Raw genomic sequence first — 19,311 nt, forward strand, 5'->3', positions numbered from 1 at the left:
AAGGCGCTTAGAACAGAAAGTAGCGCTGCGCCATGGGCAGGCGCTTCGCGGGCTCGCAGATGAGCAGTTGGCCGTCGGCGCGCACGGCGTAGGTTTGCGGGTCAATTTCCATGCGCGGAAGGTAGGCGTTGTGCACCATGCTGGCCTTGGTGGCGCTGCGGCAGCCCTGCACGGCGGCCAGGGTTTTCTGCAGGCCGAAGCGCTCGCCCACGCCAGCGGCCAGCGCGGCCTGCGACACGAAGGTGAGGCTGCCTTTGGCGATGGCGCTGCCGAAGCTGCCGAACATGGGGCGGTAGTGCACCGGCTGCGGCGTGGGGATGGAGGCGTTGGGGTCGCCCATGGCGGCCAGGGCGATGCTGCCGCCCTTGAGCACCAGGGCCGGTTTCACGCCGAAGAAGGCGGGCTTCCACACCACCAGGTCGGCCCACTTGCCCACTTCCACCGAGCCGATGAGGTGCGACATGCCGTGGGCGATGGCGGGGTTGATGGTGTATTTCGCCACGTAGCGCTTGACGCGGAAGTTGTCGTGGCGGCTGCTGTCTTGCGGCAGGCTGCCGCGCTGCTGCTTCATCCTGTCGGCCGTCTGCCAGGTGCGCAGGATCACCTCGCCCACGCGGCCCATGGCCTGGCTGTCGCTGCTCATGATGCTGATGGCGCCCAGGTCGTGCAGGATGTCTTCGGCCGCGATCGTTTCGCGGCGGATGCGGCTCTCGGCGAAGGCCAGGTCTTCGGGGATGGCGGCGTCCAGGTGGTGGCACACCATGAGCATGTCCACGTGCTCGTCCAGCGTGTTCACGGTGTACGGCATGGTGGGGTTGGTGGAGCTGGGCAGGAAGTTGGCCTCGCCCACCACGCGCAGGATGTCGGGCGCATGCCCGCCGCCAGCGCCTTCGGTGTGGAAGGCGCACAGGGTGCGCCCCTTCGTGGCGGCGATGGTGTCTTCCACAAAGCCCGACTCGTTGAGCGTGTCGCTGTGAATGGCCACCTGCGTGTCGGTCTCGTCGGCCACGCTCAGGCACTGGTCAATGGCCGATGGCGTGGTGCCCCAGTCTTCGTGCAGCTTCAGGCCGATGGCACCAGCCTCGATCTGTTCGCGCAGGCCGGCGGGCTGGCTGGCGTTGCCCTTGCCCAGAAAGCCCAGGTTCATGGGCAGGCCGTCGGCGGCTTGCAGCATGCGCTCCATGTGCCAGGGGCCGGGCGTGCAGGTGGTGGCGAAGGTGCCGGTGGCCGGGCCGGTGCCGCCGCCGAGCATGGTGGTCACGCCGCTGGCCAGGGCCTCGTCCACCTGCTGCGGGCAGATGAAGTGGATGTGGCTGTCGATGCCACCGGCGGTGACGATGCTGCCCTCGGCCGCGATGATCTCGGTGCCCGGGCCGATGACGATGTCCACCCCGGGCTGGGTGTCGGGGTTGCCGGCCTTGCCGATGGCCACGATGAAGCCGCCCTTCAGGCCAATGTCGGCCTTCACGATGCCGCTGTGGTCAACGATGACGGCGTTGGTCAGCACCGTGTCCACCGCGCCCTCGGCGCGCGAGCGCTGGCTTTGCGCCATGCCGTCGCGGATGGTTTTGCCGCCGCCGAACTTCACCTCTTCGCCGTGGCCGCCGGCGGCCAGGGTGAAGTCTTTTTCGATTTCGATCAGCAGGCCGGTGTCGGCCAGGCGCACGCGGTCGCCCACGGTGGGGCCGAACATGTCGGCGTAGGCGCTGCGGGAAATGCTTGCCATGGGGGGTGTCCTCTGGGGTTCAGGCGCGGGATCGGGTGCGGGTGTCAGGCAGGGCCTTGCGTGAGCCCGCGAAAGCCAAACACCACGCGCTCGCCGGCGTAGTCCACCAGCTCCACCGTGCGCTGCTGGCCGGGCTCGAAGCGCACCGCGGTGCCGCTGGCGATGTTCAGGCGCATGCCGCGCGCGGCCGCGCGGTCAAAGGCCAGGGCGCCGTTGGTTTCGGCGAAGTGGTAGTGCGAACCCACCTGAATGGGCCGGTCGGCCGTGTTCTGCACCACCAGCGTGAGCGTGCGGCGGCCGGGGTTGAGCGGGTGCTCGCCCGCGTCCACGATGAGTTCGCCGGGAATCATCGGCCGCCTCGCGAGAACCACCACACCAGGCCAATGGCCAGCACCACGCCCACGAAGCCCAGGGTGTCGGTGGCGTGCCAGTGGCTGCCGCCCAGGCCGTGGCCTTCGTGGGCGTGGGCCGAGGCGGCGGCGAGGGCCAGCAGAGTGGCCAGGGAAAGGTTGCGCTGGGTCATGTGGGGCTCCGGGGGTGTTCAGGGAATGGGCTGGTGCACGGTGACGAGCTTGGTGCCGTCGGGGAAAGTGGCCTCGACCTGGATGTCGGGAATCATCTCGGCGATGCCCTCCATCACGTCGTCTCGCGTGAGCACGCGCCGGCCTTCGCTCATGAGCTCGGCCACCGACTTGCCGTCGCGCGCGCCCTCCATCACGGCGGCGCTGATGAGGGCCACCGCCTCGGGGTAGTTCAGCTTCAGGCCGCGCGCGCGGCGCCGCTCGGCCAGCAAGGCGGCGGTGAAGATGAGCAGCTTGTCTTTTTCGCGGGGAGTCAGTTCCATGCCAGGGGTTCAGCAAAACCCGTGCCTCGCGCCTGCGCTCTTGGCCCTGGTGGCACGAAATCTGCACCCGGCTTGGGCGTGAATGCCCCATCCAGCCCGCCCCACGCCGCCCAAGATGCCCCGCAACGCATCATCAAGGTGCGAAGGGACTACAACAATTGGGTGGCGCGCGAGACGATGGAGGACTACGCGCTTCGCTTCACGCCGCAGCGCTTTCGGCAATGGAGCGAATGGCGGGTGGCCAACACGGCGTTTGGCGCGGCGTCTTTTCTGATCCTGGAGGCGGTGGGCGCCACGCTGCTGGTGCAGTACGGCTTCACCAACGCGGCGCTGGCCATTCTGTGCACGGGGCTCATCATTTTTTTGGCGGGCCTGCCCATCAGCGTGTACGCCGCGCGCCACGGGGTGGACATGGACCTGCTCACGCGCGGCGCGGGCTTTGGCTACATCGGCTCCACCATCACCTCGCTCATCTACGCCTCGTTCACCTTCATCTTCTTCGCGCTGGAGGCGGCGGTGATGGCCTATGCGCTGGAACTGGCGCTGGACATTCCGCCCGCCTGGGGCTACCTCATTTGCGCGGTGGTGGTCATTCCGCTGGTGACGCACGGTGTGTCGGTGATCAGCCGTTTCCAGGTGTGGACCCAGCCGCTGTGGCTGGTGATGATGGTGGTGCCCTTTGTGGTGGTGTGGCGCGAAGCGCCCGAGACATTCACCGAGGTGGTGCGCTATGGCGGCCAACATGGTGCAGGCGCGGGCTTCGACTGGCACTTGTTTGGTGCAGCCCTCACCGTGGGCATTGCCCTGATTACCCAAATGGGCGAGCAGGCCGACTACCTGCGCTTCATGCCCGCGCCCAAGCCGGGGCAGCGCGCGCGCTGGTGGGCCGGCGTGCTGGCCGGCGGTCCGGGCTGGGTGGTGCTGGGCGTGGCCAAGATGCTGGGCGGCGCGCTGCTGGCCTACCTGGCCATCCGCCACGCGGTGCCGCCCGAGCGCGCGGTGGACCCCAACCAGATGTACCTGGCCGCCTACGAGCTGGTGTTCTCGCACCACGGCTGGGCGGTGGCGGCCACGGCGCTGTTCGTGGTGGTGTCGCAGCTCAAGATCAACGTCACCAACGCCTACGCCGGCTCGCTTGCCTGGAGCAACTTCTTCTCGCGCCTCACCCACAGCCACCCCGGGCGGGTGGTGTGGGTGGTGTTCAACACCTTTATCGCTTTTTTGCTGATGGAGATGAGCGTGTTCGAGGCCCTGGGCCAGGTGCTGGGCGTGTACTCCAACATCGCCATCGCCTGGATCATGGCGGTGGTGGCCGACCTGGTCATCAACAAGCCCCTGGGCTGGTCGCCGCCGGGCATTGAGTTCAAGCGCGCCCACCTGTACGACGTGAACCCCGTGGGCGTGGGCGCCATGGCCCTGGCCTCGGTGCTGTCCATCGTGGCCCACACCGGCGCGCTCGGCCCCACGGCCGAGGCCTTCTCGGCCGTGATCGCCATGGTCACGGCGTTGGTCACCTCGCCGCTGATTGCCTGGGCCACGAATGGCCGGTATTACGTGGCCAGAAGCAGCCCCGATCGCGGCGGGGTGCTCAAGTGCGTCATTTGCGAAAGGGAATACGAAGGCCCCGACATGGCCCACTGCCCGGCCTACCAGGGCGCCATCTGCTCGCTGTGCTGCACGCTTGACGCCCGCTGTGGCGACTTGTGCAAACCCCACGCGCGCCTGTCGGTGCAGTGGGGCCAGGCGCTGCGCCGCCTCAGCCCCAAGGCCGTGTGGCCCTACCTTGACGCGGGGCTGGCGCACTACCTTTTGTTGATGCTGGTGATCGCGCCGCTGCTGGCGGCGGTGCTGGGCCTGCTCTACCGGCAAGAGGCGCAGACCCTGGTGCAAGACCTGGGCAGCCAGGCCAGCCTGTTTGACGCGGCCCTGCGCTCGGGCTTCTGGCGCGTGTACGCGGTGCTGCTGCTCATTGCCGCCACCGTGGCCTGGTGGCTGGTGCTGGCGCACAAAAGCCGCGAGGTGGCGCAAGAAGAGTCGAACCGGCAGACGCGCCTGCTGATGCAAGAGATCGAATCGCACCGCCGCACCGACGAGGCCTTGCAGCAGGCCCGCCGCGCGGCCGAGCAGGCCAACCAGGCCAAGACGCGCTACATCAGCACCATCAGCCACGAACTGCGCACGCCGCTCAACAGCATCCTGGGCTACGCGCAGTTGCTGCAGGAAGACACCGATCTCGCCCCCCACCGCGCGCACGCCATCCGCGTCATCAACCGCGGCGGCGAGCACCTGCTCTCGCTCATTGAGGGCACGCTGGACGTGGCGCGAATCGAGGCCGGCCGTCTGGCGCTCGACGTGCGGCCCATGGCCTTTGCCGACACCCTGGCCGAGGTGGCGGGCCTGTTCGAGCTGCAGGCCGCCGCCAAGGGCCTGCGCTTTGTGTACGAGCCCTCCGGCCGCCTGCCCGAGGCGGTGCGGGCCGACGAAAAGCGCCTGCGGCAGATCCTCATCAACCTGCTGGGCAACGCGGTGAAGTTCACCCGCCACGGCGAGGTGCGGCTGCGCGTGTCGTTCCTGCGCGAGATGGCGCAGATCGAGGTGCACGACACCGGCCCCGGCATGGGCGCGGCCGAGCTGGAGCGCGTGTTCGAGCCCTTTGCCCGAGGCCATGGCGAAAGCGGCGCGGGGGGCGGCGCGGGCGGCACCGGCCTGGGCCTGACCATCACCAAGATGCTCACCGACCTCATGGGCGGCGAGCTGGCCGTGCGCAGCACCCCGGGCCAGGGCTCGGTGTTCACCGTGCGCCTGTTCCTGCCCGAGCAGGTGGGCCTGGCCGTGGCCCGCCCGGTGGTGGCCAGCGTGGTGGGCTACGAGGGCGAGCGCCGCCGCGTGCTGGTGGTGGACAACGAAGAGGCCGACCGCGAGCTGATTTCGCGCTGGCTCACCCCCCTGGGTTTTGAGGTGCTGCTGGCCACCAGCGGGCACGACGCCCTGGCCCGCCTGGAGCCCTTGCCCCCGGGTGGCCCCGGTGCGCCGCACGCCATCTTTCTGGACCTGGCCATGCCCGGCATCGACGGCTGGGAAACGCGCCGGCGCCTGCGCGCCGCGGGCTGGGGCGGTGTTCCGCTGGCCATCGTCTCGGCCAACGCCTTTGACCGCAGCCTGCACAGCGAGATGGAAGGCGAGGCCTCGGGCGAACACGCCCTGCGCCCGCAAGACTTCTTGGTGAAGCCAGTGCGCCGCGAAGAGCTGCTGGCCTGGCTGGGGCAGCAGCTGGGCCTGCGCTGGCGCAGCGAGGCCGCGCCTGAACCCGCACCAGTGGCCGTGCCACCAGCCAGCGCCCACCCCACCGCGCAAGAGGTGGCCCCGCTCATCGAACTCGCCCGCCTGGGCCACACGCGCGGCGTGCTGCGCTGGCTGGACGACTGGGTGCAGCGCCAGCCCGAGCGCGCCGCCCTGGCCCAGGCCCTGGGCCAGATGGCGCGCGAGTTCCGCTTTGACGCCATCGAAGCGCACCTGCGGGGGCAGCATGGTTGAGCCGCGCTGGCCGCTTGAAGCGGGCGAGGCCACGGCCAGCACCGTGGTGCTCATCGTGGACGACGTGCCCGACAACATCGCGCCCCTGCACGACGCGCTGGACGCCGCCGGCTACACCGTGCTGGTGGCGCTGGACGGCGAAAGCGCCATCCGCCGCGCCACCCAGGCACGGCCCGACGTGATCCTGCTCGATGCCGTCATGCCCGGGCTCGACGGCTTCGAGGTCGCGCGCCGCCTGAAGGCTCAGCCCGAGACCGCCGCCACGCCCATTCTGTTCATGACCGGCCTTACCGAGACCGAGCACCTGGTGGCCGCGCTCGACGCTGGCGGCGTGGACTACGTGACCAAACCCGTGAAGCCACGCGAGGTGATGGCGCGCATGGCCGTGCACCTGCGCACCGCGCGCCACGCCGCGCAAGGCGCGCTGGAGCGCAGCCAGGCCCGCCAGGCACTGGACGCCTTCGGCCACGCCACCATCACCGTGCGCGCGGCCGACGGCCGCCTGGTGTGGCAGACCCCGCTGGCGCGCGAGCTGCTGCGCCAGTACTTCGGGCCCGAGGCCTTGCACGCCCCGCTGGAGGTGTGCCAGTGGCTGCGCCGCCACCTGCCCGAGGCGCAGGCCCAGCGCGAGCCGCCGCGCCTGACCATCGAGCGCGGCCCGCGCCGCCTCACCTTCCGCCTGCACCAGTGCGTCAGCGACGAAGACCCGGCCGCGCCCGGTGGCGACTGGCTCATCGTGATGCAGGAAACGTCCGACACCAGCGCCATCGAGGCCCTGGCCGCCGCGTTCGCCCTCACGGCGCGCGAGGCCGAGGTGCTGTACTGGGTGGTCAAGGGCAAGATCAACCGCGACATCGCCGACATCCTGGGCGCCAGCCCCGCCACGGTGAAAAAACACCTGGAGCGCATCCTGGCCAAGATGGGCGTGGAGACCCGCACCGCCGCCGCCGCCATGGCCATTCACCGGGTGCGCGCGCTGGAGGGCACGGGCGCGGGCTGAGGCCGCTCAGAGCGTGCGCAGCCAGGCGCTCCACTGCTGGTAATGCGCTGGCGGCAGGGCCTGAGCCAGGTCGTCGTCAAACTGGGTGCAGATTTGCAGCGCCCAGTCCGTGGGCACGCCAGTGGGCAGTGCCGCCACGCTGGCCTGCAACTGGGCCATCAGCCACAACGCCCCATCCTGCGACCAGTCGGGGAACCTCAGCTCGACATGCAGGTGTCTCAACAAGCCCAGCATCAGCACGCCCGGCGTGAATTGGGAGGCCGTTTCGAGCAGGATGTTTTCTTCCTTCTCGGGCAGTTGGTGGGGGTCTGTCTCTTGGGAGGCCGCCAGCGCCAGCAAGCGCGCCCTGAGCAGCAATTGCCGTGTGTAGACCTGGGCGCCGGCATGCACTGGCAATCCTTGCGCGCTGCACATTTCGAGCAGAGCTTGCTGATGCTCTTGTGCGTTGGCGCGCGTGACCTGAAGCACCCGGGCCAGCAGGGGTTGGCCGTTGGGGCTGCAAGGCACCTGTTGCACGAGTTGGCCCAGGCAGTCGAGCAGGCTCAGGCCGCTGTGTTTGAGCAGCGCCAGGCGCCAGCCAACCGTCTCCAGGGCACCGGTCAGGCCCCCCTGGCACAGCAGGGTGTTCACCGTGCGCGATCGGTCGGTGGCTGGCGTGGCCAGACCCCCGTGCAGCTTGACCTGGCGCGCCAGTTGGCGCACGGCGGTCCACACTGGCCCCCAGGCGTCCGGCCTGCCTCCCATCAGGTGGTGCAGCTGGCAGATCAGCAGCACGGCCTCTGCCCCCTGTAGTGCACTTTGCTGGATGGCCGCATGTCGGGCCAGGCTCAGCACAATCTCTTGCCGAATGCGTTCATACGCTGGTGTCGGGAACATTTCGCTGGCTTTGGCCAAGAGCGCCTCAATCGATTGGGTACCCAAGGGGGTGAGCAACCAATGCAGTCGCACGCGCTCGTCTTCAAGGCGGTTGGCAACCGCGGCCTGCATGTCTGGCGCGATGGGTGGCCTGCTCGCGATGTTCGCCAGCGCGGCGCCCAACGGCTGTTGGGGCATCTGGCGAAGGTCAATCAGGCTCAGCAGGCTGAAGTGGCCCACCAGCATGAGCAGCTCGTTGCGGTCATTCTTGGTCAGCGCTTGCTCGAAGGCGTCGCGCCGCAGCAGCACTTGCCAGTCGGGCAGTGCCGCCAGTGTGGCTTGCGCCAGGGTGGCGGCGCCGGGCTCATCCGCCACCTGGCGCAGCTGCCCGATGAGCGTGGCGGTCCAAGCGGGCAGGGCTTGCTGCTTCTGCAGACCTTGAAGCAGCCGATTCACGATGGCGCGCCCGGCCACCGCCATCGTGCGCGGCTGGTGCTGTGCGAGTGTTACCACGATTTCGGCGGCAATGGTGTCGCTGTGCAGAAAGCGGTCGATCGTCCAGTGCGCCAGGCGCTCGGCCAGGGTGTCGAGCACCTCCTGGCTGTGGCTTTGCCCGGCCGCCAGCAGCCAGGGCAGGGTGAGGCCCAGGCCAGTGGCCCAGTCGGGTGAAGACTCGTCCACTGGCAATTGCTGCAGACGCGACAGGCAGGTGGTGAGGGTGGCGTCGGCCGCGCCCGCGGGCAGGGTGGAGAAGTGGCTGTCCAGTTCGGGAAAGGTCAGCAAGGGCTTCGGCTCCGTGGAGTTCGTGCTGGTGGGTGGGGTGTCGAAGGTGTCGTTGATCATGGTTCGAAGGCTTGGTTTCGGGGCGATTCGGTGTGTGGCGCAGCTCGCACCCATGTGGCCTTCCTGATGCCAACAGGGTCTTCGCGCCCTCCGCGTACGCCGTAGGGCGTACAGACGATTCGGGGGCCGATCCCTAGCATCGGGTTCACCGCTGCACCTGGGTCTGCTGGCCCGGGCGGCGGCGAAGCCAAACCCCCTTCGTCTTCACCCCTTCCCTCGGAGAAACGCCATGCATCGCACCCCCTCGCAGCCCCGCCGCCTTGCCCTTAAAGCCTTGTCCGTGGCGGCCACCGTGGCCTCGCTCGGCTTCACCGGCCTGAGCGCCCACGCCGCCGACACCATCAAGGTGGGCGTGCTGCACAGCCTCTCGGGCACCATGGCCATTTCCGAGACCGTGCTCAAGGACACGGTGCTGATGGCGATTGACGAGATCAACGCCAAGGGCGGCGTGATGGGCAAGAAGCTCGAGCCCGTGGTGGTGGACCCGGCCTCCAACTGGCCGCTGTTTGCCGAGAAGGCGCGCCAGCTCATCACGCAAGACAAGGTGGCCGTGGTCTTTGGCTGCTGGACCAGCGTGAGCCGCAAGAGCGTGCTGCCGGTGTTCGAGGAACTCAACAGCCTGCTGTTCTACCCCGTGCAATACGAGGGCGAAGAGCTCAGCAAAAACGTGTTCTACACCGGCGCCGCGCCCAACCAGCAGGCCATTCCCGCGGTGGAATACCTCATGAGCAAAGACGGCGGCTCGGCCAAGCGCTTCGTGCTGCTGGGCACCGACTACGTGTACCCGCGCACCACCAACAAGATCCTGCGCTCCTTCCTGAAAAGCAAGGGCGTGAAGGACGAAGACATCATGGAGGAGTACACCCCCTTCGGCCACAGCGACTACCAGACCATCATCGCCAACGTGAAGAAGTTCGCCTCGGCCGGCAAGAAGACCGCGGTGATCTCCACCATCAACGGCGACTCCAACGTGCCCTTCTACAAAGAGCTGGGCAACGCCGGCCTGAAGGCCACCGATGTGCCGGTGGTGGCCTTCTCGGTGGGCGAAGAAGAGCTGCGCGGCGTGGACACCAAGCCCCTGGTGGGCCACCTGGCCGCCTGGAACTACTTCATGAGCATCAAGAGCCCGGCCAACACCGAGTTCACCAAGAAGTGGGCCGCCTACGCCAAGGCCAAGAACATCGCCGGCCACAAAGACAAGCCGCTCACCAATGACCCGATGGAGGCCACCTACATCGGCATCAACATGTGGAAGCAGGCCGTGGAGAAGGCCAAGAGCACCGACACCGACAAGGTGATCGCCGCCATGGCCGGCCAGACCTTCACCGCGCCCAGCGGCATCGTGAGCAAGATGGACGAGAAGAACCACCACCTGCACAAGTCGGTGTTCATTGGCGAGGTGAAGGCCGACGGCCAGTTCAGCGTGGTGTGGAAGACCCCGGGCCCGGTGAAGGCCCAGCCCTGGAGCCCCTACATCCCCGAGAACAAGGGCAAGAAGGACGAGCCCGAGAAGAAGTAAGCACCCCCCGCGCGCCGTTGGCGCTCCCCCCTCTCTCGCCTGCGGCGGGAGGGGGGCGACACCTTGGGCCGGCGGAGCCGGACCCTCGGTGTCCCTGGGCTGGGCTGGGTTGGCGTTCGCCTTTGGTTAAGGATGTTCATGAAGACTTTTTGGCTGCGGCGGCTGTGTCTGGGCCTGCTGCTTGCAATGGGCCTGGGCGCGGCCCACGCCCTTGCCCCCGCCGACGCCCTGGCCGTGGCCGACGGTGACCTGAGCGAGCGCGTGGCCGCTGTGCAGCGCCTGGCCGCCTCGCGCGACCCGCGCGCGGCCGAGCTGATTCGCGCCCTGGCCGACGAGCGCGTGAAGTTCGCTGGTGATCGCGTCTACATCGTCAATGGCGACGCCGCCACCGACGCCCTCACCGGCCAGCCCGCCACCCTGCCGCCCGAGGCGCAGGACGCCATGCTCAACAACCGCCTGCGCGGCGCGTTGGAGCCTGCCCTGGCCGCGCTGGACCTGGCCGACCCTTCGCCCGCGCGCCAGACCGAGGCCGCCCGCACCCTGCAGCGCAGCGCCTTCGACAACCCCGACCCCGCCCAGCTGCCCATGCTCGACGCCGCCCTGGCCACCGAGCTGCCCGCCGCCGCCCGCCGCGCGCTTGAACTGGCCCGCGCCGCCGTGCTGCTGGCCAGCGACGAGCCCGCCCAGCGCCTGCAGGCCGCCGAGCAACTGGGCGCCGCCCGCCAGGCCGCCGTGCGGCCCTTGCTGGAGCAGCGCCTGAATGAGGAACCCAGCGCCCCGGTGAAGGCGGCCATCAAGGCCTCGCTTGCCTCGCTGGACCGATCGCTCGCCATCAGCAGCGCCATCGGCCAGGCCTTCACCGGCATCAGCCTCGGGTCCATCTTGCTGCTGGCCGCGCTGGGCCTGGCCATCACCTACGGCCTCATGGGCGTCATCAACATGGCCCATGGCGAACTCATCATGATCGGCGCCTACGCCACCTGGCTGGTGCAGCAGGCGTTTCAGCGCTGGCTGCCCGGCGGGTTTGACTGGTACCTGCTGGCCGCCATGCCCGTGGCGTTTGCCGCCTCGGCCCTGGTGGGCGCCGCCATGGAACGCACGGTGATTCGCTTCCTGTATGGCCGCCCGCTGGAAACCCTGCTGGCCACCTGGGGCATTTCGCTGGTGCTCATGCAGGCCGTGCGCAGTCTCTTTGGCGCGCAGAACGTGGGCGTGGAAAACCCCGCCTGGATGAGCGGCGGCCTCACCGTGCTGGGCGACCTGAGCCTGCCCTGGAACCGCCTGTTCATCATCGCCTTCGCCCTGGCCGTGCTGGCCGCCGTGGCCCTGCTCATTGGCCGCACCCGCCTGGGCCTGTTCGTGCGCGGCGTCACGCAAAACCGGCCCATTGCCTCGTGCATGGGCGTGAACACCGCGCGCATCGACACCTGGGCCTTCGCCCTGGGCTCGGGCATCGCCGGCCTGGCCGGTTGCGCGCTCAGCCAGATCGGCAACGTCGGCCCCGACCTGGGCCAGGGCTACATCGTCGATTCCTTCATGGTGGTGGTGCTGGGCGGCGTGGGTCAGTTGGCCGGCACGGTGTACGCCGCGCTGGGCCTTGGCCTGCTCAACAAGTTCCTGGAGGGCTGGGCCGGTGCCGTGCTGGCCAAGATCGCCGTGCTGGTGTTCATCATCGTGTTCATCCAGAAGCGACCGCAGGGCATCTTTGCCATGAAGGGCCGGAGCGCGGAAACATGAACCACCCCCGTCGCTTCGCTCCGCCCCTCAAGGGGCAACGCCAGCGGCCCGGCAAAGCCGGTTCCGCGGCGCTCTCGATCAGTCACTTCGCTCGCAAGGGCTGCTGCTCATGACGACCTCTTCTGTTTCGGTGGCCTTGCCCACCCCCGGCCCACTGCTCACCCGCACCGGCTGGAGCGCCTTCATGGTGGCGCTGCTGGTGGTGTGCGCCCTGGCGCCGGTGCTTAACCTGCTGGTGCCCGAGGGCAGTGCCTTTCACCTGAGCGACCACCTCGTGGGCCTGCTGGGCAAGATCATGTGCTTTGCCATCTGCGCCCTGGCCATGGACCTCATCTGGGGCTACACCGGCATCCTCAGCCTGGGCCACGGCCTGTTCTTCGCGCTGGGTGGCTACGTGATGGGCATGTACCTCATGCGCCAGATCGGCACCGACGGGCACTACAAAAGCGAGCTGCCCGACTTCATGGTTTTCCTTGACTGGAAAGAACTGCCCTGGCACTGGGCCTTGAGTGACAGCTTCGTGGCCACGCTGCTGCTCATCGTGCTGGTGCCCGGCCTGGTGGCCTTTGTGTTCGGCTACTTCGCCTTTCGCTCGCGCATCAAGGGCGTGTACTTTTCCATCATCACGCAGGCCCTGGTGTACGCCGCGCTGCTGCTGTTCTTCCGCAACGAAACCGGTCTGGGCGGCAACAACGGCTTCACCGACTTCAAGCGCATCCTGGGCATGCCCCTGGCCACGCCGGGCATGCGCATGGCGCTGTTCGTCATCACCGGCCTCACCTTGCTGGGCTTCTATTTGTGGGCGCGCTGGCTGGTGGGCAGCAAGTTTGGCCGCGTGCTGCAGGCCATTCGCGACGCCGAGAGCCGCGTGATGTTCTGCGGCTACAACCCGCTGCCCTACAAGCTCGCCATCTGGACCATCTCCGCCGTGATGTGCGGCGTGGCCGGCGCCTTGTACGTGCCGCAGGTGGGCATCATCAACCCCAGCGAACTCAGCCCGGCCAACAGCATCGAGATCGCCGTGTGGGCGGCGGTGGGCGGGCGCGCCACGCTCTTGGGCCCCATCGTCGGCGCCTTTCTGGTGAACGGCGCCAAGAGCTGGCTCACCGTGGCCTTCCCCGAGTTCTGGCTCTACTTCCTGGGCGCCCTGTTCATTGCGGTCACGCTGTGGATGCCCCAGGGCGTGGTGGGGCTGGTGAAGAAGTTGAAGTCGAAAGGCCAGGCATGACCCCCGACCTGATGGAAGCCGGCGCGCAGCGCTACGAGAAAGCCCACGCCCCGGTGCAGACCGGCCAGACCGAGTCCGGTGGCCGCAGCGCCGGCTACGGCCGCCTCGCCCAGGCCGGGCAGGTGGACACCACCCACGGCCGCATCCTCTACCTGGAAGACGTGCACGTCAGCTTCGACGGCTTCAAGGCCATCCAGGGCCTGAGCCTGGACATCGCCCCCGGCGAGCTGCGCTGCGTCATCGGCCCCAACGGCGCGGGCAAGACCACGATGATGGACATCATCACCGGCAAAACCCGGCCCGACCGCGGCACCGTTTTCTTCGGCAGCACCATTGACCTGCTGCGCCACCGCGAGGCCGAGATCGCCGCCCTGGGCATTGGCCGCAAGTTCCAGAAGCCCACCGTGTTCGAGCAGCTCAGCGTGTTCGAGAACCTCGAACTCGCCCTGGCCACCGACAAACGCGTGGGCCCCTCCATGCGCTTTGCCCTGAACGGCGAGCAGCGCGACCGCATCGCCGAGGTGCTGGCCACCATCCACCTCACCGAGCACGTGCGCCGCCCCGCCGGCTTGCTCAGCCACGGCCAGAAGCAGTGGCTGGAGATCGGCATGCTGCTGATGCAAGAGCCCAAGCTGCTGCTGCTCGACGAACCCGTGGCCGGCATGACCGACGAAGAAACGGCCCGCACGGCGGAGCTGTTTTTGTCGCTCAAGGGCCGGCACTCGCTGATGGTGGTGGAACACGACATGGCCTTCATCCGCGCCATTGCCGAGAAGGTGACGGTGCTGTGCGAGGGCTCGGTGCTGGCTGAGGGCACCTTGGATGAGGTGCAGGCGGATGAGCGGGTGATTGAGGTTTATTTGGGGCGGTGAGGGTGGGTGTGATAGGTGTGATAAACACGTTTGTGTTTGATTTTTTGTGGGGTGTTGTTGCTTTCGAGGCAGGCCGGGTTTCGGCCCGGCGGCCGACCTACTTTCTTTGCTTCGCCAAAGAAAGTAGGCAAAGAAAGGCGACCCCTGCTGTCTGTGTCCCGGCGCTGTGCGCCGGGCAACCTGTGGTGCTCGCGCCGGGCGGGGTCCGCGCAAACTCGCTTCGCTCAAACATGCGCGGCCCTTTTTCCGCCCTGCGCTGTGCTCCTCGGCACAGACAGAAGGGGCTTGTGGCGCGCTGCACCGTTTCAGGCCACCGAAGAGCTGCCCCTGTGTTGGGTTCGATGCGCCACGCCACCGGAGAAGACCCCCTGTGCACGTGCCGAGCAGCACAGGCGAATGCGGAAAAAGAAGGCCGCATGTCTGAGCCGAAGGCGAGTTTGCGGCCTTCCCGCATTCGGCGAGCAGCGCAGGTTGCCCGGCGCCATGCGCCGGGACACGGGCAGTGGGGGTCGCCTTTCTTTGCCTACTTTCTTTGGCGAAGCAAAGAAAGTAGGTCGGCCGCCGGGCCGAGACCCGGCCTGCCTCGAAAGCAACAACACCTCTTCACCGCCCAAACCCAATTGAGGACCACAACATGCCCCTCCTAGAAGTCAAAGACCTCAACCAGTACTACGGCGGCAGCCACATCCTGCGCAACGTCAACCTCAGCGCCGAACTGGGCGAGGTCACCGTCGTTCTGGGCCGCAACGGCGTGGGCAAAACCACCCTGCTCAAAACCCTCATGGGCCTGGTGCCCGCCAAGAGCGGCAGCGTCACCCTGAGCGGCCAGAGCGTGGTGGGGCTCACGCCATTTGAGCGCGCCCGCCTGGGCATGGGCTATGTGCCGCAGGGGCGCGAAATCTTTGGGCGGCTCACGGTGCAGGAAAACCTGCAAATGGGCCTGGCCACCAAGCCGGGGGGCACGCCCATTGCGCCTGAGCTGTTCGATCTGTTCCCGGTGCTCAAGCAAATGCTGGGGCGCCGCGGGGGCGATCTGTCGGGTGGGCAGCAGCAGCAGTTGGCCATTGCGCGGGCGCTGGCCGGGGGGCCGAAGCTGCTCATCCTGGACGAGCCGACCGAGGGCATTCAGCCCAGTGTCATCAAAGACATTGGCCGGGTCATTCGCCTGCTGGCCGACCGGGGCGACATGGCCATCGTGCTGGTGGAGCAGTACTACGACTTCGCCGAAGCACTGGCCGACCGCTACGCGGTGATGGAGCGCGGCGAGGTGGTGGCCAGCGGCCCGGGCAGTGAGATGGCGGCCAAGGGCATTCGCCAGTTGGTGGCGATCTGAGCGGGCCTGGGCTTCAGGCCGGAATCACGGTTTCGCCGCGCATGACGCTGGGGGTGGGCAGGGCCATGCCGCCAGGGGCGCGGGCATTGCCAGAGGGGTCGCCCAGCTTGAGCTGGCGCAGCCCGTAGCTGGCGCGCAAGGCCTGAATCTGGGCCTCCAGGGTGTCGGCATCGGGGATGCGGTCGCGGTAGCGCAGCAGCACTTGCAGCGCGGTTTCGATGAGCTTGCCGTTGAGCGTGGCCTGGCCTTCGCGCAGCAGTTGGGTGACGGTGCCGCTGGGGTCGCCCTTGAGGCTCAGGCGCATGGCGCTGGCGCTGCGCTGCACGATCTCGGCGTAGCCTGCGCCCAGGCGCGCGCGCCAGCCAGTTTCTTCGGGGGCGGCCTTGGCCAGCCAGTCGCTCAGGGCGCGGCTGGTGCCAAAGCGCAAGGCGATGGTGTCGATGATGCTGTCGCCCGTCTGGGTGAGGCTGCCGCGGTGCAGTAGCCGTCCCATGAGGCCCAGCAGGTTGCAGGCGGATTCCACGTCGAATTCGGGGCTTCGCACATCTGCCATGAGGGTGTCGGTGTGGTCGCGGGCCTGGGTGCTTTGTTTGTGCTGGATAGCGTTGAGGGCCTGCACCACCAGCAGCAGCCGTCGCGGACGCTCTGGATCAAAGCTGCGCTCGTAGATGCGGGTGAGCTGGGCCACGCAGCGCATGAGCTTGCGCTGGTCATTGTTGTCCAGGGCGGCCATGGCCAGCAGCACCAGGGCCTGGGGGTCGTACATCTTGGAATCGACGCCCAGGCGGGTGGCCCTCTCCAGCAGGTCCAGGCCTTTGGATCGGTCGCCGCTGTAATAGGCCAGCATGCCGTGCTTGAGCAGGCGGCTGATGGAGTTGGGCGTGAGGCGCGTGGCCATCTCGAAGGTGTTGAGCGCGGCATCGAACTGGCCTTGCTCGAACTGGGCGCGGCCCATCAGGTCATAGGCGTCGGCGTAGGCGTTGTCTTCCTGCAGCAGGCTTTGCAGGGTGGTGAGGGCCTTGGCGTGCTGCCCGTCTTCCAGTTGGGCTCGGGCCACGCCCAGGCGGGCCCAGGGCACCGTCTTGGCCTGGATGACGGCTTCGTACAGAGCCAGGGCGTCGGGGATGCGCCCGGCGCGCAGCAACAGCTCGGCGCCGATGCGCGCGGCGTAAAGCCAGTAGGGGGCGCGGGCCTGGAAGCGGGTCAGGCACAGGTCGGCGGCGCGCTGGTGGTCTTGCTCGTCGATGGCCTGGAAGATGGCCTGCAGCGCCACCTTGCGCCGGCGCGCCTGCAGGATGCGCTCGGTCAGCCGCGCACCGGTGTGGGGCTTGAGCAGGTAGGCGTCAAGCGCCGACTCGGCCGCCTCGGCCACGCGGCTGTAGCTGGCCTCGGCGGTGAGCATCACGAACACGGTGGAGAAGGGCAGGATCTGGTTGCGCCGCAGGTCGTCCAGCAACTCTTGCCCGGTCTGGCTGTCGCGCTCGAAAAATTGTTCGCAGATGACGATGTCGAAGCGGTTGTGCTCCAGCTTGCGCCGTGCATCGCTCACGCGGGCGCACTGGTGCACGCCAGCAATGCCCAGTTCCCGCATTTGCGCCACCAGAATGGCGCGGCACTGCGGGTTGCCCTCGACCACCAGGGCCTGGCACTCGTGCAGCGGGTTGTGGGTGGCGTGGGGCAGCATCGTCCTGCGAAAAAAGAACACAAAGCAATGAATTGACTTTGTGTCGGCCTTTTTTCGGAGGACTAAAGATGTAACTGAAAACTTGGTGACGAATTACACGCGCCAAATGCGCGGCGGGGTGCCCGGCAGGCCCCAGGCTCGCGCACGCAGCACGGCCCAGGCGCGCTGGAACACGGTGGCCAGGGGCTCCACCAGGGGGGCCAGGCCACGCACGACCAGCATTTGCGGGTTGGGGCAGGTGGCGGCCACCTGCACCCCCTCGGGCGCGCCTTCCAGGGCGGCGCGCACGGCCTCCAGCAGGGCCTCGCGGCGGGGGCGCTCCAGGGGCGAGCCGCTGGCCAGCCACAGGGTGCCCATGCAGCGCTGCCCGCCCAGGCCTAGGGGCGATTGCAGCAGGCGGGTGTCGGCCGCGTCGATGGTGGCTTCTTCGCGCCACAGGCCCGGTATGCCCAGGTGCTGGGTGAGCGTGCCACGGTCAAAGGGCTGGCCAGCACCGGGCAGGCCCAGGGCGCACACGTCCCAGCCCAGGCACTCGGCGCCGGGGGCGAGGGTGGCGCTCCAGTGGTTGTGGGCGATGCAGTCGGGGTAGGCAATGGTCTCCAGTGGCACCCATTCCAGTCGCGCGCCGGCCTCCAGTTGCACGCGCACGTGCTGCTGCGCCAGCTCGCCTTCGCTGCGGTAGAAGCGGGTGGCGCCGGGGGTGCTGATCAGGGCGTGGGTGCCGCTCTGCAGGCGAATGTCAATGTCCAGCCGGTCGCCGCCCACCAGCCCGGCCGGCGGGTGCACCAGCACGTTGTGGCAGATGGCGTGCCCCTCGGGGTAGAGGCTTTTGAGCACACGCAGCGGCCCCTCGTGGGCGTGGTGCAGCACGGTGCGATCGGCGTCGCGGCGGTATTCAAGTTGCAGTCGGGCGTGCCAGGGCATGGGCGGGGAGTGTAGGGGCCAGTCAGAAGCGAAGTCAGCGCCAGGGCACGCACGCGGCGTGCCAGCCGGCCTGGCCTGAAACCTGCATGGCCCTGGCCAAGAGTAGAAGCGTTCACCGGCCGGGTGCGGCCGGCCGGAAATTGCTCTTGAAGCCCCTTGTCTTCAGGAGATGTTCATGACCACCGCCGACACCCATATCACCACAGAAACCACCCCCTATTCCCTCACCGAGCTGCAGAAAGAATCGCGCATGGGTGCCATGGGCACCGAGACCCAGGCGCGCGAGATTCGCGTGATCGACCTGAGCGACTTCGACGCCCGCCGCGCCGAAATCACCGAACAGCTCTGGAGCGCCGCGGTGGACGTGGGCTTCTTTCAACTGGCCCACCACGGCGTGCCGCGCCAGCAGATCGACGAGGCCTTCGCCATGAGCCAGCGCTTCTTCGCCCTGCCCACCGAGGTGAAGGCCCAGTACCCGCTCACGCGCAACGCCGGCTGGGAAAGCCGCGCCCAGGTGCGCCCCTCCACCGGCACGGCCGACCAGAAAGAGAGCTACCAGATCACCCGCCCGCGCATGGCCGGGCTCTACCCCAGCGAGGCCGAGCTGCCCGGCTTTCGCGACACCCTGCTGGCCTTTGAGCAGGCGAGCTGGGCCGTGGGCATGAAGGTGCTCTCGTGCTTGGCCGACAAGCTGGGCTTCGACCGCGACTTCTTCACCCGCGCGCACGACCCGGCCCGCGACACCTACCAAAGCACGCTGCGCCTGCTGCACTACTACGCCATTGCGCCCGAAGACCAGCACCACCTGGGCCTGTGGCGCGCCGGCGCCCACACCGACTTTGACTGCCTCACCCTGCTGTACCAGCGCGAGGGGCAGGGCGGGCTGCAGGTGTGCCCGGGCAAGGAACACGAGGCGCAGGAATGGACCAGCATTCCCGCGCGCGACGACCTCATCACCTGCAACATCGGCGACATGCTCATGCGCTGGAGCGACGACCGCCTGCCCAGCAACTTCCACCGCGTGCGCAACCCGGCGCCGGGCGAGCACATGGGCCCGCGCTACAGCCTGGCCTTTTTCTGCCAGGCCAACACCGACGCACTGATCGAATCCCCCGCGGGCAAGTACCCGCCCATCACGGCCGGTGACTACCTGGCCGAGCGCATTCGCGCGAACTTCAACAAGCGGTATTGAGACGCCCCCCGCGCCGGCGC

Annotated in this window: 15 protein-coding genes; 8 read left to right on the top strand and 7 right to left on the bottom strand. The window is 68.2% G+C overall.

The annotated features are described in order from the left end of the window. Positions 1–7 precede the first annotated feature (7 nt). Genes ureC through ACE3RQ_RS10135 form a run of 4 tightly spaced genes read right to left on the bottom strand, consistent with a single transcriptional unit; the run spans position 8 to position 2,570 of the window. Positions 8–1,726, bottom strand: coding sequence for an urease subunit alpha (ureC, locus tag ACE3RQ_RS10120; RefSeq protein WP_374521846.1), 1,719 nt, complete (start codon positions 1,724–1,726; stop codon positions 8–10). A gap of 44 nt (positions 1,727–1,770) precedes the next feature. Continuing rightward, positions 1,771–2,076 (bottom strand): urease subunit beta, encoded by a 306-nt coding sequence (locus tag ACE3RQ_RS10125; protein WP_374521847.1) that lies wholly within the window; start codon positions 2,074–2,076, stop codon positions 1,771–1,773. After that, positions 2,073–2,249 carry a hypothetical protein gene (locus ACE3RQ_RS10130; protein ID WP_374521848.1) on the bottom strand — a complete coding sequence of 59 codons (177 nt, stop codon included), beginning with the start codon at positions 2,247–2,249 and terminating at the stop codon, positions 2,073–2,075. The genes ACE3RQ_RS10125 and ACE3RQ_RS10130 overlap by 4 nt, the downstream gene beginning before the upstream one ends. 18 nt (positions 2,250–2,267) lie before the next feature. Beyond that, positions 2,268–2,570, bottom strand: coding sequence for an urease subunit gamma (locus tag ACE3RQ_RS10135; RefSeq protein ID WP_374521849.1), 303 nt, complete (start codon positions 2,568–2,570; stop codon positions 2,268–2,270). A 177-nt stretch (positions 2,571–2,747) separates the two neighbouring features. On the opposite strand from ACE3RQ_RS10135, the gene ACE3RQ_RS10140 reads away from it, so the two are divergent. Together ACE3RQ_RS10140 and ACE3RQ_RS10145 are read left to right on the top strand one after the other, a co-directional pair. Beyond that, positions 2,748–6,104 carry an ATP-binding protein gene (locus tag ACE3RQ_RS10140; RefSeq protein WP_374521881.1) on the top strand — a complete coding sequence of 1,119 codons (3,357 nt, stop codon included), beginning with the start codon at positions 2,748–2,750 and terminating at the stop codon, positions 6,102–6,104. Then, positions 6,097–7,104, top strand: a complete 1,008-nt coding sequence (locus ACE3RQ_RS10145) for a response regulator (RefSeq protein ID WP_374521850.1) — start codon at positions 6,097–6,099, stop codon at positions 7,102–7,104. The genes ACE3RQ_RS10140 and ACE3RQ_RS10145 overlap by 8 nt, the downstream gene beginning before the upstream one ends. A 6-nt stretch (positions 7,105–7,110) precedes the next feature. Here ACE3RQ_RS10145 and ACE3RQ_RS10150 read toward each other — a convergent pair whose 3' ends face one another. Beyond that, on the bottom strand, positions 7,111–8,802 hold the full coding sequence (locus ACE3RQ_RS10150) for a hypothetical protein (protein ID WP_374521851.1): 1,692 nt from the start codon (positions 8,800–8,802) through the stop codon (positions 7,111–7,113). 229 nt (positions 8,803–9,031) lie between these two features. Here ACE3RQ_RS10150 and urtA point away from each other — a divergent pair, with 229 nt between their 5' ends. The 5 genes from urtA to urtE all read left to right on the top strand — a co-directional run bounded on the left by urtA (position 9,032) and on the right by urtE (position 15,491). After that, positions 9,032–10,321: an urea ABC transporter substrate-binding protein gene (gene urtA, locus ACE3RQ_RS10155; protein WP_374521852.1), complete on the top strand. Its 1,290-nt coding sequence runs from the start codon at positions 9,032–9,034 to the stop codon at positions 10,319–10,321. A 138-nt stretch (positions 10,322–10,459) separates the two neighbouring features. Then, complete coding sequence (gene urtB, locus ACE3RQ_RS10160) at positions 10,460–12,058, top strand: urea ABC transporter permease subunit UrtB (protein WP_374521853.1); 1,599 nt, start codon at positions 10,460–10,462, stop codon at positions 12,056–12,058. 109 nt (positions 12,059–12,167) lie between these two features. Next, positions 12,168–13,286, top strand: coding sequence for an urea ABC transporter permease subunit UrtC (gene urtC / locus ACE3RQ_RS10165; RefSeq protein ID WP_374521854.1), 1,119 nt, complete (start codon positions 12,168–12,170; stop codon positions 13,284–13,286). After that, positions 13,283–14,158, top strand: a complete 876-nt coding sequence (gene urtD / locus ACE3RQ_RS10170) for an urea ABC transporter ATP-binding protein UrtD (protein WP_374521855.1) — start codon at positions 13,283–13,285, stop codon at positions 14,156–14,158. The genes urtC and urtD overlap by 4 nt, the downstream gene beginning before the upstream one ends. Positions 14,159–14,792: 634 nt before the next feature. After that, positions 14,793–15,491 carry an urea ABC transporter ATP-binding subunit UrtE gene (gene urtE, locus ACE3RQ_RS10175; RefSeq protein WP_374521856.1) on the top strand — a complete coding sequence of 233 codons (699 nt, stop codon included), beginning with the start codon at positions 14,793–14,795 and terminating at the stop codon, positions 15,489–15,491. Between the two features lie 13 nt (positions 15,492–15,504). Here urtE and ACE3RQ_RS10180 read toward each other — a convergent pair whose 3' ends face one another. Next, on the bottom strand, positions 15,505–17,175 hold the full coding sequence (locus ACE3RQ_RS10180) for a tetratricopeptide repeat protein (RefSeq protein WP_374521857.1): 1,671 nt from the start codon (positions 17,173–17,175) through the stop codon (positions 15,505–15,507). Between the two features lie 93 nt (positions 17,176–17,268). Beyond that, entirely contained in the window at positions 17,269–18,099 is an 831-nt protein-coding gene (locus tag ACE3RQ_RS10185; RefSeq protein WP_374521858.1) for an urease accessory protein UreD, read from the bottom strand. Positions 18,100–18,268: 169 nt separating this feature from the next. Between ACE3RQ_RS10185 and ACE3RQ_RS10190 the strand changes: the two genes are divergently transcribed. Further along, entirely contained in the window at positions 18,269–19,291 is a 1,023-nt protein-coding gene (locus ACE3RQ_RS10190; protein ID WP_374521859.1) for an isopenicillin N synthase family dioxygenase, read from the top strand. The last annotated feature ends 20 nt before the right edge of the window (positions 19,292–19,311 follow it).

The sequence above is a fragment of the Hydrogenophaga sp. genome (assembly GCF_041913525.1).
Taxonomy (GTDB): domain Bacteria; phylum Pseudomonadota; class Gammaproteobacteria; order Burkholderiales; family Burkholderiaceae_C; genus Hydrogenophaga.